This window comes from Pseudoalteromonas sp. A757 (genome assembly GCF_004103285.1).
GTDB lineage: Bacteria > Pseudomonadota > Gammaproteobacteria > Enterobacterales > Alteromonadaceae > Pseudoalteromonas > Pseudoalteromonas galatheae.
On the sequence record NZ_QNQN01000074.1, the window covers coordinates 472965 to 490003 of the forward strand.

At 41.3% G+C, this 17039-nt stretch carries 10 protein-coding genes and 1 tRNA gene; 1 reads left to right on the plus strand and 10 read right to left on the minus strand.

What is annotated here, in order from left to right:
• Window positions 1–136 precede the first annotated feature (136 nt).
• The 6 genes from DRB05_RS21695 to DRB05_RS21720 form a co-directional block, all read right to left on the minus strand.
• Window positions 137–1933 carry a hypothetical protein gene (locus DRB05_RS21695; protein ID WP_128728765.1) on the minus strand — a complete coding sequence of 599 codons (1797 nt, stop codon included), beginning with the start codon at window positions 1931–1933 and terminating at the stop codon, window positions 137–139.
• Window positions 1934–2181: 248 nt separating this feature from the next.
• Window positions 2182–3060, minus strand: coding sequence for an O-antigen ligase family protein (locus DRB05_RS21700; protein WP_161568709.1), 879 nt, complete (start codon window positions 3058–3060; stop codon window positions 2182–2184).
• A 461-nt stretch (window positions 3061–3521) separates the two neighbouring features.
• Window positions 3522–4415 carry a Wzz/FepE/Etk N-terminal domain-containing protein gene (locus tag DRB05_RS21705; protein WP_128728767.1) on the minus strand — a complete coding sequence of 298 codons (894 nt, stop codon included), beginning with the start codon at window positions 4413–4415 and terminating at the stop codon, window positions 3522–3524.
• Between the two features lie 16 nt (window positions 4416–4431).
• A complete protein-coding gene (locus DRB05_RS21710; RefSeq protein ID WP_128728768.1) occupies window positions 4432–7122 on the minus strand; it encodes an SLBB domain-containing protein in 2691 nt (896 codons plus the stop codon).
• A 407-nt stretch (window positions 7123–7529) separates the two neighbouring features.
• Complete coding sequence (locus DRB05_RS21715) at window positions 7530–8321, minus strand: DUF481 domain-containing protein (protein ID WP_128728769.1); 792 nt, start codon at window positions 8319–8321, stop codon at window positions 7530–7532.
• 14 nt (window positions 8322–8335) lie between these two features.
• Window positions 8336–9154 carry a mechanosensitive ion channel domain-containing protein gene (locus DRB05_RS21720; protein ID WP_128728770.1) on the minus strand — a complete coding sequence of 273 codons (819 nt, stop codon included), beginning with the start codon at window positions 9152–9154 and terminating at the stop codon, window positions 8336–8338.
• Window positions 9155–9354: 200 nt separating this feature from the next.
• Between DRB05_RS21720 and DRB05_RS21725 the strand changes: the two genes are divergently transcribed.
• A tRNA-His gene (locus tag DRB05_RS21725) sits at window positions 9355–9430 on the plus strand.
• A gap of 505 nt (window positions 9431–9935) precedes the next feature.
• Here the strand turns inward: DRB05_RS21725 and DRB05_RS21730 are convergent.
• The 4 genes from DRB05_RS21730 to mutT all read right to left on the minus strand — a co-directional run bounded on the left by DRB05_RS21730 (window position 9936) and on the right by mutT (window position 16977).
• Complete coding sequence (locus DRB05_RS21730; protein WP_045987925.1) at window positions 9936–11237, minus strand: MFS transporter; 1302 nt, start codon at window positions 11235–11237, stop codon at window positions 9936–9938.
• A 240-nt stretch (window positions 11238–11477) separates the two neighbouring features.
• Complete coding sequence (locus DRB05_RS21735) at window positions 11478–14069, minus strand: family 20 glycosylhydrolase (protein WP_128728771.1); 2592 nt, start codon at window positions 14067–14069, stop codon at window positions 11478–11480.
• Between the two features lie 328 nt (window positions 14070–14397).
• Window positions 14398–16470, minus strand: a complete 2073-nt coding sequence (locus DRB05_RS21740; RefSeq protein ID WP_128728772.1) for a M13-type metalloendopeptidase — start codon at window positions 16468–16470, stop codon at window positions 14398–14400.
• A gap of 114 nt (window positions 16471–16584) precedes the next feature.
• The gene (gene mutT, locus DRB05_RS21745; RefSeq protein WP_128728773.1) at window positions 16585–16977 is read right to left on the minus strand and encodes an 8-oxo-dGTP diphosphatase MutT; all 393 of its coding nucleotides are present in this window, start codon (window positions 16975–16977) and stop codon (window positions 16585–16587) included.
• Between the last annotated feature and the right edge of the window lie 62 nt (window positions 16978–17039).

Sequence of the window (17039 nt, forward strand, 5' to 3'; positions counted from 1 at the left end):
GAATGATGTTTGACGCTAATAGAGTCAACGTTGACCAAAAAAATTGTGATAAGGCACAGAGCCAAACATTAGCCTATAATGATAAAAAAACCCTCGCAAAAGCGAGGGTTTTTAAACTATGGTAAGTAATTAAAAATTACTGAGACCATTCGTTTTGGTCTAGTACTGGCATTACGCGGTCAGTACCACCAATGATTTTCTGTACAGATACACCGTGTACTGAATCTTTAGGAGCAGTAACAGTGAATGTTACAGTATGACGATTGTCAGCTGATTTAGCGTTTGCAGCGTTTGTACCTAGAGATTCTGCAGCGTAACCGCCGTCAGCACCTGTGTAACCTTTCTGAGCAACAGCTTGCTCAATTAGCTTAGGTACGAAGTATACTACAGAAGACTTAGCAGGAACCTGACCAAGTTCTACAGCAGTCACTTTACGAGCGCCAGTGTTACCGTTAGCAGATTCACCAAACACGTCAACTGTTACTTCAGCCGCTTCATCGTGTTCGTTAGTAACACGTACAAAGTTACCTTCAGCATTTACTACGTAAGGAACTTTAAGAACTGCACCGTTAACGCCAACTTTGTGAGTTACTTTGTTATCTTCACAGTGATCAAGCTCACCTGCTGTACCGAAGTCTAGCGTGTAGTAAGTAGTAGCTTCGTAGTTGAAGTTCATGATACCGTCAGTCGGGTTATTCTCAACAACGTAGTACATTGTGTTGTAAGTTGCACCCTGAAGTGGAGCAGTTGTCTGAGTATTAGGCTCTGCATCACCTGTACCAGCATTCGGAGTAAATAGATCAACAGCTTCTGTGTTGTATACAGTAGCAGCAGCTTGAGTTAAACCAAATGAACCCGGTACTGTACCAGTTTGTACAGGAACAGATGTGTCTAACACGCCTGTAGCAGCAGTGCGGCCATTGTATAGGCGCATTTTAACGTTTGCGCCTGGCTCTGCAGTTGCAACGAAAGCTGTTTCTAGGTGGTCATCAGCGTCTAGAGTAATAGCTTGGTCTAGAAGTGCTGCACGGTTATAGAAACCGTTCTTGTAAATCGCTTGTGAGCTAGTAGCTACTAAACGGTTGTTAGCTGCTGCATTGTATACAAATTCAGTACGAGCAACGATCGCATTGCCTTCAGAATTTGAGCTTTCAGCATTAACCTGAACTTCAGCAGTTGTGCCGCCGTGTAGTGCGTAGAACTGAGGAGTGATATCAACAACTTTCTGAGCAGCTGAAACAGCACCTTGGATGTTATAACCATTACCACCATCTGTAATAGCAGAAGTAGACTTGATTGTTACAGACTGTGTTGTAGAAGCTGTAGTACAAGTTGTGTTAGCAATCTTGATACCTACTGGATCGATAGCTGTAGAGTCAGCACCCGTAGAAACACGAGAGAACGCAAGACGAGTACCTGCACCGATAGTGATACCAGCTTTAGTCAGGAAAGTGATAGAAGAAACACCATCAACTGTACCATCCGAAGATGCTACCGCTTCAAAGTTAGTGTTTGCACCAGAACCATCAGCATCTTTTACTAGGTGGATTTGGTTAGCGTTACCAGCGAAAGTTGCACCACTAAGCTCGATAGTGATTTTAGTACCACCAGGGATATCAGTAGTAGGGATGTAAACGATGTGTTGGTCAGTGTTTGTACCATCAACAGCGTCAAAATCTAATGTTAAATCACCAGTAAGCTCATAAGCAACTTTTGCTTCGTTAGTAGCTTCAAGGTTTGCAGCAGTTGCGCCTGTACGGTTAGCTTCTGCGATACAAGCCGCACCGCCGTAGATAGTGTCAAAGCCTGTAACAGCTAGAGCATCTGCGCCTTTGTAAACTTCGAAACAAGCTTCAGTACCTGCGTAAGCATTACCTGCTAGTACAGCAGCAACTGCAGCAGGGATTAAAGCGACTTTATTAAAACGCTTCATTTTTATCTCCATGTATCCGGTGGACACTTTATGTTTTCAGTTAATATTTACACACTCTGGACACCAGAGTATAGCAAAACGTTAAATAAGTTAAAGGGCCCGACCGATACTGCACAAACATGTAGCATCAAATCTAGGCTCGTCTATTATGATAATAAGCTAAATTAAATTCAAGAGCTAGCGCTAAATTAATATGGTTTTAAAAGTAACATAACAAGTCGTATTCGCAACCTTTTCATAAAGATTAATCACACAACACCACCACGACACTTTTTGCTTACATTTGAGGTCAACAAATAACCAGACAACACGTAACCAAATAGCAGGTAAAAGGTAGGCAGCGTTTTAAAGCGGTCGCTTATCGCTGAAGAAAAGCCAAACAGCAAGACTTCTGAGGCGACCAAACATGCTACAGCAAACGCTAGCGCCGTTTGAGTTTCATTCCTCTTGGAGCATAACCCCTTTTTATATACATAACAACAAACTAAGAAAAATACAAACTTAATTACTAGAGCTGCTGTTAACCCTAGAATCCCCCACTTAATAAGGTGAAAGCCATAGAAAGATTCTATTACCTCTATCCTAGTCTCAAGTTCTAATCGATTTGAGCCTTCAGACAACGGCGGTAACTGTGATAAATACTCGCCAGCCAACGCAAGCTCTTTTAGTCGGTGGCTAGTCGAGCCGTCAACATCTCCATCTTCGCCACCAAAAGTCTCAAGTATATAAGAGACTTGCTCAAACTCTTCACTAAAGGATAGAAAAATTGAGACGCTAGCCACAACCATAGCAAACAGCAGTAAGTACGAAGTTTTGCGCGTTCTTGCGCCAGTGAGCCAAAAAGCAAGGCCTAAAATTCCTACCGTCGAGAATAATCCACCTCTACTAAAACTCAAAAACATCGCACAAAACGCAACAAACACAATTGACCACTCACCAACCGACATTGATATTCGCCGAGCAAAAAAGCTGAAATAGTAAAAAATAAAAAATGACAGATAAAACGAGAAGTCTGAAGGATAACCATAGGTTCCTGACCAACGATAAAAATGTAACGGCATGTCATCACTAGGTCGTCCCTTAAATATATCAACGACAGGCCACAGTGCAGGAATGTAAATCAACATTGAAATGATCACCTGAAATACAAACATTTTTTTGAAGAAAACAAAAAATGTACGCAGTTCCTCCTCATCTAGTGGATAGATTAAAGGGATGAGAATATATATCAAGTATATAAGAGGACGTAAATAATCGGGCAGATCTTTAAAGGTTAAAAAGTTAGTAAAAGCCAATGATACAGCCATGTAATAGCTCATCATCACAGTGCAAATAGCCACAACAGCAGTGACGAAGCCTGGCTTAAAGTAAGTGCGTCTAATCACTAACGACAAAGCGACGAATACAAAAGCAAAAACGTGTAGTACTTTTTGTGCGGTGGGGGCCCCTAGAGTATGAGGCAAAACTGGGAATAAAAAAACAAAGAGCCAAACAAGTTTGTTTATAACAAGATTATTAAATATCACGATTAACCTTACATGCCCAGCAATAGCGCTGGGCATACCTATCAAGGAGCAAAGTGCTATGATTAATTATTCGTTGCCCTCAGGCCCGAGACTATTACGTATCCTGTGGCTAACACTCCTCCTAACAACGCAAAAATCACCACGATCAGCGCTCTGTTAGGGCCATACTTACGCTCAGGAATAATAGCGGGGTCGATAACTTTAAAGGCATATTCTTCTTTAACACTGGCCAGCATTTTGGTTCGGTGTTGCTGCTCGATCAACTGATAAAACATTTTTTTTGTTTCAAGCACTTTAGTCGCTTCTAGCGCAGCTTCTAAATAATCGATACTTTTATTAGCTTCAGAGATTTCTTCTTGACGGATCACTTGGTTAATATCTTTCACCAATAAATCGGTGATCTCTTTAGCTACAAAAGGAGATTGATGAAGCACTGATAGCGCGACTAGTCCAGTCTTAGTATCAATTTCCAGCTCAAAATTGTTTTCAATAAATTGCTCAAAAACCATATTTATCGAAATAGGTTCTTCTGCATTCACATCAAATTTCGCAAGCTTATCCGCATCATAGAGCAACTCTCCTTTCTGCCATTCATACGACTTCGCTGCATAGATTTTTTCCTTTAGCTTATGTTTTTTAATAAACTCAGTTAAAAAAACACGACTCTTGAAACGCTCTAAATGCAGCAATGACTTGTCTGCAGAGCCGCCTCCAAGCTGCACACCTGCAAGCGCCGCAAGACCTCCAAGTTGTCCAGATAAGCCCCCACTACTATTTGACGGATTACTTGCTGGGCTTAGAAGAACTTGAGACTGGTAGATATTCGCTTTAGAGAGTGCAAAAGCCACACCTAATCCGATAAACAAACCTGTGACAACAATAATAACTAATAATCGTTGCTTTACTAAGGTGAAAATATCTCCAATTGAAACATCTTCGTTATTTTGTTTAGACATCAGAAAGTTCCCTAAATTAAATATTGTTGATAGCTGCGGCTGCAACACCAAGTTGATAAATAATTTGGGTAGTAGTACTCCAAAGCGTTAGGTTGTCCATGTAATTAGAATTAAGTGGAACTACAATGGTATCCCCCGCAGAGAGTGTGTCTTCCCGATTTACTGCGAACCAGTTATTCTTTGGAATAATAACGGAACCATTGGCTTTGATGATATATATTCTCTCTTCATCAGCCAATTCTTTAATACCACCGCTACGCTCTAGATACTCAGAAAGACTCAAACCTTGTTCAAATAAATGAGAAGCTGGATAATTCACCTCCCCGATAACACTAATAGAATCTCTTTCTTGAGGAATATAAAGAGTATCCCCATCTTGTAACACTAAGGATTGCCTGCCATTCATAATACTAGGCAGATTGATTACCAGCCGACCTTGCGCTTTAATCGTACTTAAGTCTTTGAGTAACTGTTTAACTTCGGAGTAAGTAATATTTTCAGAGCTAGGCTGAAGACTCTTAGATGCAATCTCTCGCTTTAGATTTTCAGTTAAGCGTTTAAGTTGTTCCTGTTCTTGATTTTTTATCTCTTCTCTTGTAAATACAGCACTGTCTATTGAAGCGAACTCCGTCAATCCCCCTGCACGTGCAAGCACATCATTCAGTGTTTCGCCACGCTTGATTGTATATGTACCTGGGAACTTCACTTCCCCCTTAACTGTAACTTGGTTTTCATCCATCCATTTTGGAACTGACAGTATATTTATGGCATCTTTACTTTTGATGGTAATAGACGGCTGCTTCAACTCCATAGCCAAATCGAAAGATCTATGCTCTACATTCATCGATTCATCATTTTTGAACGTTGTCAACTCGGCTAAACCTAAATAGGCAGATTCGAGTAATCCACCTGCCGCCTCTATGGCATCTTTCACAGTATAATTACTGGCTATTGGATAATTACCAGGGTATTTTACGCGCCCCTGAATTGTTACGATTTCCAAAGGGTGCTGTGGTGTTGCTTGATGTTGTAGTTGCCTAATAACGGGCTCTAATAAAGATATTCTAGAAAACGGACTTGGCAGTTCAGTTTTAGTGTCCAACTCTGCATTCGTCTCTTCTGGTAACATGAAAGACCAGTTTTCGCTTTCAGGCTCACTTTTTTCTTCAAAATCTTCTGTGGCGACCTGGCTTTTTTGTCCCTGATTTAACGTTGCAATGGCTTCGGTGTCCACAAATGCCTTAAACAACTCATTTTCATATAAGTGCCATAGCTTTGTTTTTTCTTGCTGCTCTAGCTCATCAGCAGTTAAATCTAATGCTTTTAGCGCATCTTTCTCCTCGTTGAGATACTGAAAACGGCTAAAAACAAACACTTTATCGCCACTTTGTAGCTCTACAAGGTGTTTCTTATTAGTATTGGGTCTTAGTTGCTCAAGTAAGTTAAACTGTACAAGAGATACTTTTTCAAAACGTCCCCCTCGTAGGACCAATCCATAGCCCGTATCAGCTTGGGGAAGAACTGAATGCAGTGAGTTATTAAATAATTCACTGATAGTCAACCCTGGTTTCCAAGCATATTTACCTGGCCTTACAACGGCACCAATCAGCGTCACTTCATTATCGAAGTGAGTTCCCGTTTTATCAACCTTAACAGCATCACCATCTTTGAGCATCGTACTTGCAAACTCACTCCGCTCAACACCAATCACAGTTCGTGTACCGTTAGTATAGCGGCTAATCGTCACCGAATTTTTAAACGCTGTTGCACTCATACCACCAGACATTATCATCAGATCAGCTAGAGACTCCCCCTCTTTGACTTCGAATATAGCTTCTCGTCTAACCGCCCCCTCAAGTCGCACTTGACTTTTCAGACTTGGTACAAATACTGTATCTCCAGCTCTAAGCGGTGCATCATCTGCATTATCACCACTTAGTAATAAGTCATAAAGATCCAGCGTTTTTATGACTTTCCCCTTACGCTTCAACTGAATATTACGAAAAGAGCCAATATCAGTTAATCCACCGCTGGTATATATACTATGAGTGATATTTGACAAAGACGATAAAGTATAACTTCCAGGCTTTTTAACTTCTCCAACCACTAAAACCCGAATTTTTTTCAGCGTTGTAAGGGATACGTATACTGAGGTACCAATAAGCTCTCTTGATACCTTATCCTGCAATAACTTTTTAAATTCACTATATTGCATTCCAGTAACACTAACAGGTCCCAATTCTGAAAGTTTGACATGGCCCTCACCATCAACTTCGACTATTTCTTCAAAGCTTTGTTGGCCGAAAAAACTAACCTTAAGCTGATCGCCAGCACCCAAGATATAGTCCTGTGGAACAGAAACATTACTTACGTCAGTCTCTGAAAGTGTATTGCCACTAAACAACTCACTACCAAAAGGCTTTAAATCCTCTTGCTCAGGTTTGAAGCGTTTTTCTTCATTTGATAGGTAGTCTTTCTCAGGCTGTGGCTGTGGCATGTTGACTGCTTCTGGCTTTTGATTTTCTGTTGTGCCACCACTAGAAGAGTTTAGTGTACTAATATCAATACCGTACTGCTTAGCAAGCAACTGTTGTTGACTTTTCGGTAGTTTTTTAAACTGTTCTATTTGCTGCTTTGTTGGAGTAAAAGCGGCTGCGGAGCAGGCAAATAGCATTATTAGTAATAAAAGAAGACGGTTTACCAACATGCCTTACTTCATCCTGTGTAAGTGAAATTCATAAATAGACGCGTATTCTACACTAGTTATTCAAAAATCCAAATCGGGGAGAAGTATGCATTCTGTTATATTGTGTAACAGTATCAACTTGAGAAGCGGTTGGACTGAATTTGGGATAGCTACTTATTTTCTAGTAGTTGTTGTTCTCAGCTATGCCCTCCCTTATCAATCTTGAGTCAGAAAGTATCATCTGAATAGAATAACTGACATAAGTGAGCTCGTTATTTTCAATGAGTTAGCCCACAACTTATCGCTAGCTCAAATTAGTTAATTTGTTTAGCTAAACGGGAAGATTAAACTCTTCAAGCTAATAATGATGTTTAAACGGAAGACCTAGCAAGTTTAAACATCATTATTTAAATGAACAGGTTTACGACTTAAAAACTGTAAACCAAAGTAAGTGAAGTTTCTGTGTCTGTATTTTCTTTATCGTCTGCTACGTCAGAGTTGTGGATAATGTTGTACGCCACTTTCATCTGTAGAGAACCGTTGATTTTGGTCAGCAACGCCGTTTCAGACGTTGTTTTAGTGTTGGTATCACCATATTCAACCGCAACCAATTGTGTAAACCGTGCGTTTTCTGAGATCTGCCATTGGTAATCTAATTTACCAACACCGATAAATTCGCTTTCAGACGTACCAGCAAGTAGCTCACCGTCATCGTCAAGTTCAGTGCTATCGTCTTGGTGCTCAAAACGCTTTACACCGGGACCAATTTCAGCGTTAAGGTACATATCATCATTTTCGAATAAACGTTGACCATAACCCACTGAAATAACCGCTTCACTACGGTAGGCACCAAAGTAATCTGAAACATAAGAACCAAACACGAACAAATGACTGTTATCTTCATTTAGCTTGTAGTTACCCTGAACTGACGCTGAGTATTTTTCGTTGGTACGAGATGTAACATCTACGCCGGCATCGTTTTCACGCGTGTCTTCTTTGTAGAAACCATCTAACTTATACTCGTTGTTCCAATTAGTTAGGTTGTGCTTAGCTTTTATCCCACCTTTTAAGGTTGTTGTTTCTGTGTTACCACTGGTGATAATCGCACCCACTTCACTGGTTACATCCCAAACTTTCTTTGGCTTCTTAGCTTTGCCTTCTGCCGCTGCATTAGCGCTCGCAGCCATAAGAATACAACAGGTTAAAACCTTTAATTTCATTTCTAACTAACCTTTTACTGATCTTTATGTAGGTGAACATCCATTTGCGGGAATGGAATGGTGATATCGGCTTCGTCTAGCGCAATCTTAATATTTTCCACAAGTGTGAAATACGTCGGCCAGTACTCTTCTGTTTTAACCCAAGGACGAACAACAAAGTTAACACTTGAATCAGCAAGCTCTAGTACGGCAACATTATACGCAGGTTCTTTAAGAATTCTTGGCTCATTGTCTAATACAGACTTTAATACTGCTTTGGCTTCTCTTAGATCTGCGTCATAGCCAACACCAATAACAAGGTCAATACGACGTGTTTTTTCACGTGAGTAGTTAACAATTGCGCCTGACATTATAGAAGAATTTGGCATCACAATCACTTTGTTATCAGGGGTGCGAAGCTCTGTAGAGAAGATTTCTATTTTTTGTACGCTACCCGCTTTACCGCCTGCTTCAATATAGTCACCTGACTTGAATGGACGCAGCATGATGATCAATACGCCAGAGGCAAAATTAGACAGTGAACCTTGTAGTGCAAGACCAACTGCCAAACCTGCTGCACCTAGAATAGCGATGAATGAGGTGGTTTCGATACCGACTTGAGACAATGCCATAAGCAATGTCGCAGCAAACACAATCGCATAAGCAATATTGGCAACAAATGAGCCTACTGCTTTATCTACCTTGCGCTTACCAAATGCTTTTTCGGTAAGATTAGCACTGAGCTTGGCAAGTTTTAAGCCAACGAAGAAAATTATTAGTGCTATAACGCCTTGAAGCACATAGTGTAAGATTAAATCTGAGTTCTCATTAACCCACTTCCAAATAGCTTCCATACTCATCCCCCTTTTTATATTAAGCAGTTATTTATCATTAGATCGGCTGGATCATACATAGGATATATGAATATTTGCTGTATGTAGAAATAATCTCCAAAAAAATCTTTTATTAAGTTTTTTCTATATTTCCCTTTGCATTTGATAAAAACTTATGTATTATGCGCGCCACACCACACGAGGTGTTCAAGTCTTTAGTGGCGGCTGTAGCTCAGTTGGTAGAGCCCTGGATTGTGATTCCGGTTGTCGTGGGTTCAAGTCCCATCAGTCGCCCCATTCTTTCTATGTATTTATTTTCATTTTATCTTTTTGCGTATACAGAGCTCCTGCACGATAGAGATCTGCATAGCAACGATTTTATATCGTGACTTAAGAATGAAAACCTCGCTACATAAAGTAGCTCCTACACGACCAACATCAAATAATAAGCACCAAAGATCAGCATTGCTGAGATTTTATATCGCGACTTAAGAATGAAACCCTCGCTACATAAAGTAGCTCCCACACGACCAACATCAAACAATAAGCACCAAAGATCAGCATTGCTGAGATTTTATATCGCGACTTAAGAATAAAACCCTCGCTGCATAAAGCAGCTCCTACACGACCAACACCAAGCAACAAGCACCAGACATCTGCGTAGCGGCGATTTTATATCGCGAATAAGATCTCAGCATTAAGCCGGTTTTGCAGATAACGGAGTGATTTAGGCATAAAAAATGCCACCTTATTCAGGTGGCATCACACACGGGATTATTTCTACATACATAGAAATTCTGTATTACTTCCAGCTTCTCATTTTATGACCCTTCAATGCATAGAAGAGAATGAATAAGTAGCTAGGTAGCATTAAACTGTACGCACCTTGAGCACCTAGTCCAGCAACGTTGCCTAAACCGATAAGCAATGGTCCAAGTGCGCCACCGGCAATACCCATAATAAGTAGGCCTGATGCAGTGCCTGTTAAGCGCCCTAAGCCATCAAGTGCTAAAGGCCAAATTGCAGGCCATACCATGGCATTAGCAAAACCCAACAACGCAATACACAATAGCGGATCTGGTAAGTGAGGTCCACCAAAAGGTACCAATAGTATATTCGATAGGAAGTATGACTCATTACTGCCTAAAACAACAGCAAAAACGGTGATTATACCTGCAATAGCTGACATCACGAGCGCAGTTTGCTGTGACATAAAGCGTGGAATAGTCGCGATCCCGATCGCATAACCGATTAACATACAGCCCATGGTATATGACGTCATCACAGAGTAATCAGCGATCCCTAACTGTAATGCATATGAACCAATCGTATCGGCGGCAATAACTTCAACTGCAACATATAACGCAATACCAATAACGCCTAGCGCTAAGTGAGGATGACTAAGCGCTTCTTTTACTTCACCCTTACCTGTTGAAGCTTCTTCTTCAAATACGAGATCTGGAAGTGGTGATACTTTTGCAAATAAAGCAAATAAGAAGATTAAACCTGCGATACTCATATATGGGGCAATCAAGCTGTTTGCCATCGCGTCCTTTTGAACTTGTGACAGTGCTTCACCTTCATTTACTACACCGCTGACCACAACAGCTGCAAATACGATAGGTACGATTACACCCGCAGACTTATTGAGTAAACCCATAATACATACGCGTACAGCCGCTGATTCTTCAGAGCCCATTTTTACCACATATGGATTTACAGCAGTTTGCAACACAGTTTGACCAACACCTATCATTAACTGAGCAAATAGGAAGATTTCGATCATTTGCATTTTTGCAGCAGGAATATACATCAATGCAGATAAAGCCATAATCGCGCAACCGATAGCCATACCATTTTTGTAACCGACTTTTTTGATCAGCATCGCTGATGGGATACCAGCGATCGTCACTGCAATATAGAAAGAAGAAATGATAAATGAAGCTTGGAGCGGTGATAGCTCCAACATCTGTTGTAAGAATGGCGTAATAGCCCCATTTAACCAAGTAATGCAGCCCAATATGAAAAACATTGACCCTGCGAGTGTCATAGGTAGCCAGACGCTTTGTTTGGCGAGTTGTTCTTTATCCACTGTCGCTTCCATAAAACTCTTCTTGTTGCTAGGGGTACATTGCAGTTTTGAAGCAAACTCAGCAATGTACAAAGTTAATTTGGATTATTATTTTTGCGCTTTATGTGCTCAATTTGGCATAGACCCAGAAAAATGACAGCGCTGACATTTAACTTTACGTTAAAATCTATTTCATTACCAGTTAGAATTTGAGCAAAATTATCACCAAAAAAGGGCCATTGCCCTTTTTTGCGATAAACTGAATACGAGGGTTTATTTCAACCCTGTGACACGGCTCGTATTTTTTTCTCCGGCTCGCGTTCTCAACAATACCTTACTTTCATCTGAGACACTCATCTGATCAGTATAAGGCTGCCAAGATTCACCATTGTCTAAGCTCACTTCTATTGCCAGATAGGGAAACGTACTATTCGCTTCAAGTTTACCAAGCACCACTTTGGCACCAGGAACCGGAAGGTTTGGCTTAATGCCATCGTTTTGCAACTTTGCAATTTCTTTTAAAGACAAGGCTGCTGCGAAGGTTGAGAAGTCTTTGTTTAGCTCTTTTTGGTTAATACGACGCCCTTCCCAATCCGCTTTATGCCAAGCGCGCTCTGCAAGCGAAAGCAAACGAGGGAAAATCAATCGTAACACTTGGTCTTCCGAGCGAATGGTCTCACTCCATATTTGCCCTTGCATACCAAGAATATTTTGCGGTCTCTTAAGCGCCGGTAACTCTCGACCAACTAAGGCTTCTAGATTCACGATAGGCTCACGGTTTCGCGTGAAGTCCGCATTTGCATATATATTATCTGGCATATATGAAAATGCTTTTTTCGTATCTGTATAACGAGTTGCCCAATAATAGCCGCGCTCTTCAGGGTGCGCTTCGTAAGGGTGATCAAAGTACAAATGAGTACCGTGAGACAAAATAACTTGGTAATTGTTGTTTGCAAAACGGTGAGCTCTGTCTGCAACTCCCCACTCCCAAATGTTATCCCAAGTATTTACCAAAAACTGCGGATTTGGGAATTCATCACGTTTAAAGGTCGTCGTAGTGTTATACATTAAACCATCTTCCCAAGCGGCAGGGGTAATCCCACGCTTAGCAAGCAGTTTTGCTACTTTTTGAGTAAAGTATGGTTTTAAATCATTGGGTCCAGCGACCCCATTGTCGGCTACCGCAAATAACTCATTACATGCAGGTGACTCAGTCCATGAGCCCTTTCCAACCTCATCGCCACCAAAATGGACTGTCGTTAGCATAGTACCAGCATCGCGATACATTTCCTGCAGCTCATATACCACCTTTTCTATAAAGGCATAGCTTGAGTCCAAGCAAACATTAATAGAGTTATCTGTGTAGAGTTGTACGGTTAGATACTTTGAAGTGTCATCAATATCGTTCAGAAGATAGGCTTTGGCCTCTTGCGCTTTACCCGCTTCCATCAATTTGTGATAACGCGCTTCCATCGACTTAATCGCAGCACGAGCATGCCCGGGGCTTTCGATTTCTGGAATGATCTCAATATGACGCGCAGTAGCAAATTTAAGTAACTCGACAAAGTCCTCGCGAGAAAGGTAACCATTTCCACTTCCCGTTTTGAAAGGGCCTGTGCCCAACTGAGTCAGTAAGCACTCACGCTCTTGTAAGTCAAAACAACGGAAAGCGCCAACTTCCGTCAACTCAGGAAGCCCAGGGATCTCCAAGCGCCAACCTTCATCATCTGAAAAGTGCCAGTGGAACTTATTTAACTTATAGCGCGCCATCTGTTCAATTAACTTAAATAACGCATCTTTACCATGATAGTTACGGGCATTGTCGTAATGCATACCACGCCAGCTAAAACGCGGAGAGTCTTTGATCTCTACGTGAGACAAGGTAATTTCATTTTTACTATCGGCAGGAAATAGCGCAAGCAAACTTTGAATACCGTAAAACACACCTGCGTTATCAATACCCGTGATTTCAATCACATCATCATCAATATCTAATGTATATGACCCGGCTTGGTTGTAGTCATAATCGCGCCCTAGACTTTTCGCAACTTTAAGGCGGATCGTTGGGATATTCCCTTCAGGCACATGATTTGCTTCAGCTTTTAAATCCAACCCATATTCTGATAAGTCTTCCTGAAAAACAGCGACTTCTGACTTTAAGCGTCCCGCAAAGCGGATCTGCCAGTTGTTGTTAAGGGCAATTTCACCACGGTTAAAGTCGATATGCTCAGGCTTTGGAATGATACGCCTTAGCGCATCTTCTTTTGAGACCGAAACATTGCTTTGATTACGTTCAAAACGCAGCGCTGCGTTAGCTATCTGCGTGTAATCAGTAGGTGTATTGTATCTTTTCAGCTGGTTCTCACGCTCAAATGGCGCAACAAACTGCGTCATGTCTTCGGTATCAGTATTTGCAAAAATGACCGGCTTATTTTTACCTGAGACAATAAAAGCACGCGGCATAAAATCGCTGTATGCAGCAACCCAAGCTGAAGCATCAAAAGCTAATTTGAGCTTTTCACCCGCTTTTAAACCAGCGAACGAATCGGTAGGGGTTATACGATGGAGGTCGCCATTAATATGCTCAAAGCGCAGACCTTTAGCTGTTTCCGTTGAAATATGACGTACTGAGTGCAAGTAGATTTGCCAATCGCTTTGCCCTTTTGGTAGGTCAACTTTTGAATTATTTGTCAGTATAATAGCGCCGCTAAAGCCCTCTGCACCGTTGCTGAAGTTATTTTCTACCGCAAATTCAAAATGCGTGTCACTTGCAAACTGCGCTAACTGCTGCTGCGTGAAAGATGCTTGTGTATAGAACGAGCACCCAGCAATTACCGCCCCAAGCAAAGTCGTTTTTATTCTCATCTTTTGCTCCCAGTCTTCATGTTCAATTCAAAATGAACATCATTTAATCACTCATTGTTCCGAAACATCATATAAAAGTTAAAATGACAGCGCTATCATTATTTTTTCATATCCCTGTGTTAGACAAAATGAAACTACTCTGATTTAGCTGTAAATACCATCAAATAGCGATGAACTTAACCTTAGAAATAGCGAGTGCTTGCAGAAAGTGCTGGATTGAGTTTGATATCTTGTGAAAGCTTCAGAGGATCGTAATTGAGAGTCGTAAAAAAAGCGGCGGATTTACTGCATGAATGCAATAACGCCGCCACTGAATCAAAATGTGAAATTACCAGATTTTCACTCTGTCTTCTGGCTTAAGATACATCTTATCGCCCTCTTTCACATCAAATGCTTTATAAAATTCAGGCATATTTGGTAGCACACCGATCACTCGATAATGACTTGGTGAATGCGGATCTGTCATCAGACGATTACGCAGCTCTTCATCGCGATATTTGCGACGCCAAATTTGTGACCAACCCATAAAGAAGCGCTGCTCTCCAGTGTAACCATCTATAATCGGCGCTTTCTGATCGCCTAGTGAAATTTGGTACGCTTTATATGCAACGGTTAAGCCACCTAAATCACCGATATTTTCACCCAGTGTCAGTTCACCATTAACGCTAGCATCTTCAAATGGTTTAAAACTATTAAATTGCTCAACCAACTTTTGACTACGCGCTTCAAATTGCGCTAAATCAGACTCACTCCACCAATTACGCAGGTTACCATCTCCGTCATACTTGGCACCTTGATCGTCAAAGCCGTGACCCAACTCGTGACCGATAACCGCACCGATTGCACCGTAGTTTACTGCATCATCCGCTTCTAGGTTAAAGAATGGTGGCTGTAAAATCGCAGCAGGGAATACAATCTCGTTATTCACCGGGTTATAGTACGCGTTCACCGTTTGCGGTGTCATAAACCACTCACCACGGTCCACAGGTTTGCCTAATTTATCGATCATCTCCTGATTCGCAAATTGGCTATAACGCACATAGTTACCCACTAGATCATCAGGACTTATCTCAAGTGCTGAATAATCTTTCCATTTGTCAGGGTAGCCTATTTTAGGCGTGAACTTATTGAGCTTTTCTTTGGCGGCTACTTTCGTTTCAGCGCTCATCCACTCTAAGCCGTCAATTGCTTGATCAAACCCTTTAATGAGGTTGGCAACCAGTTCTTCCATGCGCGCCTTTGCTTCTGGTGGGAAATACGACTTCACGTAGATTTTGCCTAACATCTCCCCAAGAACAGAGTTACTTGCATCTACCGCTTTTTTCCATGTTGGTGCTTGCTCTTCTACACCCTTCAATGTTTTGCCAAAGAAGCCGAATTTAAGATCAACAATATCTTTGCTTAATAACTCTGCATAGTCATTGGTAAAGTGAAAAGTTAAATAGTCTTGCCAGACTTCTAGCTTTGAATCAGCAATGATTTTTGATAGCGATTCAAAGAAACTCGGTTGGCTTACAATAAGTGAATCCGTTTTAATACCAAGTGCGGTTAAAAACGCAGACGTATCAAAGTCAGGCATTAACGCATTAAACTCTTCTTGGCTGAGCTTGTTATAAGTTTTAGTCGCATCGCGGCTTTCAACACGTGTCCACTGTGCCTCAGCAATCTGCTTTTCTAACTCAATAATATTCAGTGCAGCTTGACCTGGATTTTTATGACCAGCCTTAGCTAACAATTGCTCGATATAGCGCTGATACTGTTCGCGAATTTTACTAAACTTTTCGTCCTCTTTCAGGTAGTAGTCGCGATCAGGTAGACCAAGCCCTGATTGGAACATATAAAGCGCGTTTTCACTCGAGTTTTTAGCATCATTATTAACGTACCAACCAAACGGTGTACTTGCCCCCGTTAAACGCATTTTAGCAAAGATAGTTGGTAGCTCTGATTTAGTCTTCAGCGCTTGAACGTCATCCAAGTACGGCTTAATGGGGTTTAAGCCTAGTTCGTTTCTCGCTCCTTCATCCATATAGCTTTGATAAAACGCACCTAATTTCTGCTCATCGCTGCCTGCTTTTGCAGACGCGTTATTTGCAGCATCTTCTAGCACTTTACGCAGTGCTTTTTGTGACTCATCATAGAGCTGCGAGAAAGAACCATAATTTGACTTATCTGCAGGGATTTTTGTTTTTTCTAACCAGTGACCATTCACGTGAAAATAGAAGTCATCTTGTGGGCGCACTGATTTATCAATATTTTCGAGTTCAATACCAGAGTTCAAAACCACCTTTTGTGCTTCGGCTTGCTCCGCTGGCTGTTGTTGTTGTGTTTGCGGTTGTTCACTACAACCAATCAATCCCAATGCAAGTGCAACACTTGCAGCGGTCAGTGAGAGTTTTTTCATTATATTCCCCTGATAGAATTTCGCGTATAAGTAGCCATTCAATAGTCTACCGCTGAGCCTAATGAATGACTACGTTCTGATCTTTGAATTTAGTAACAAAGTTTGTCACTTACTTTAGCGTGCTTGTAGTAACTCTACGATTGCTTTATTGGCCTCAGGAAACGCTAGCTCATGCAAATGCTCAACTGCAACCCATTTAGAAGGTTGCCCTTCTGCACCATGGGCTTCACCGGAAAAATCCTCAACATGATGAATATATAAACACACCGCCTTATCAGCATAGTCATGCTCAATACGCATTAGCTCTGATGAGTTATAGATCTCGATGCCAACCTCTTCTTGTAGCTCACGTTTCAATGCCGAAAACACATCTTCGCCCGCTTCCATTTTCCCGCCAGGAAATTCCCAAAGTCCACCTTGATGTTGCTCTTCACCTCTTAAACATACAAAGATTTGTTGATCTTTTTCGATCACTCCAACGGCAACTTCAACACGCTTTTTTTGCATAATTCACTCCATAAAAAAAGCGACTTAGCGTCGCTTTTTATACCAATTTAGATTTAGGGCTT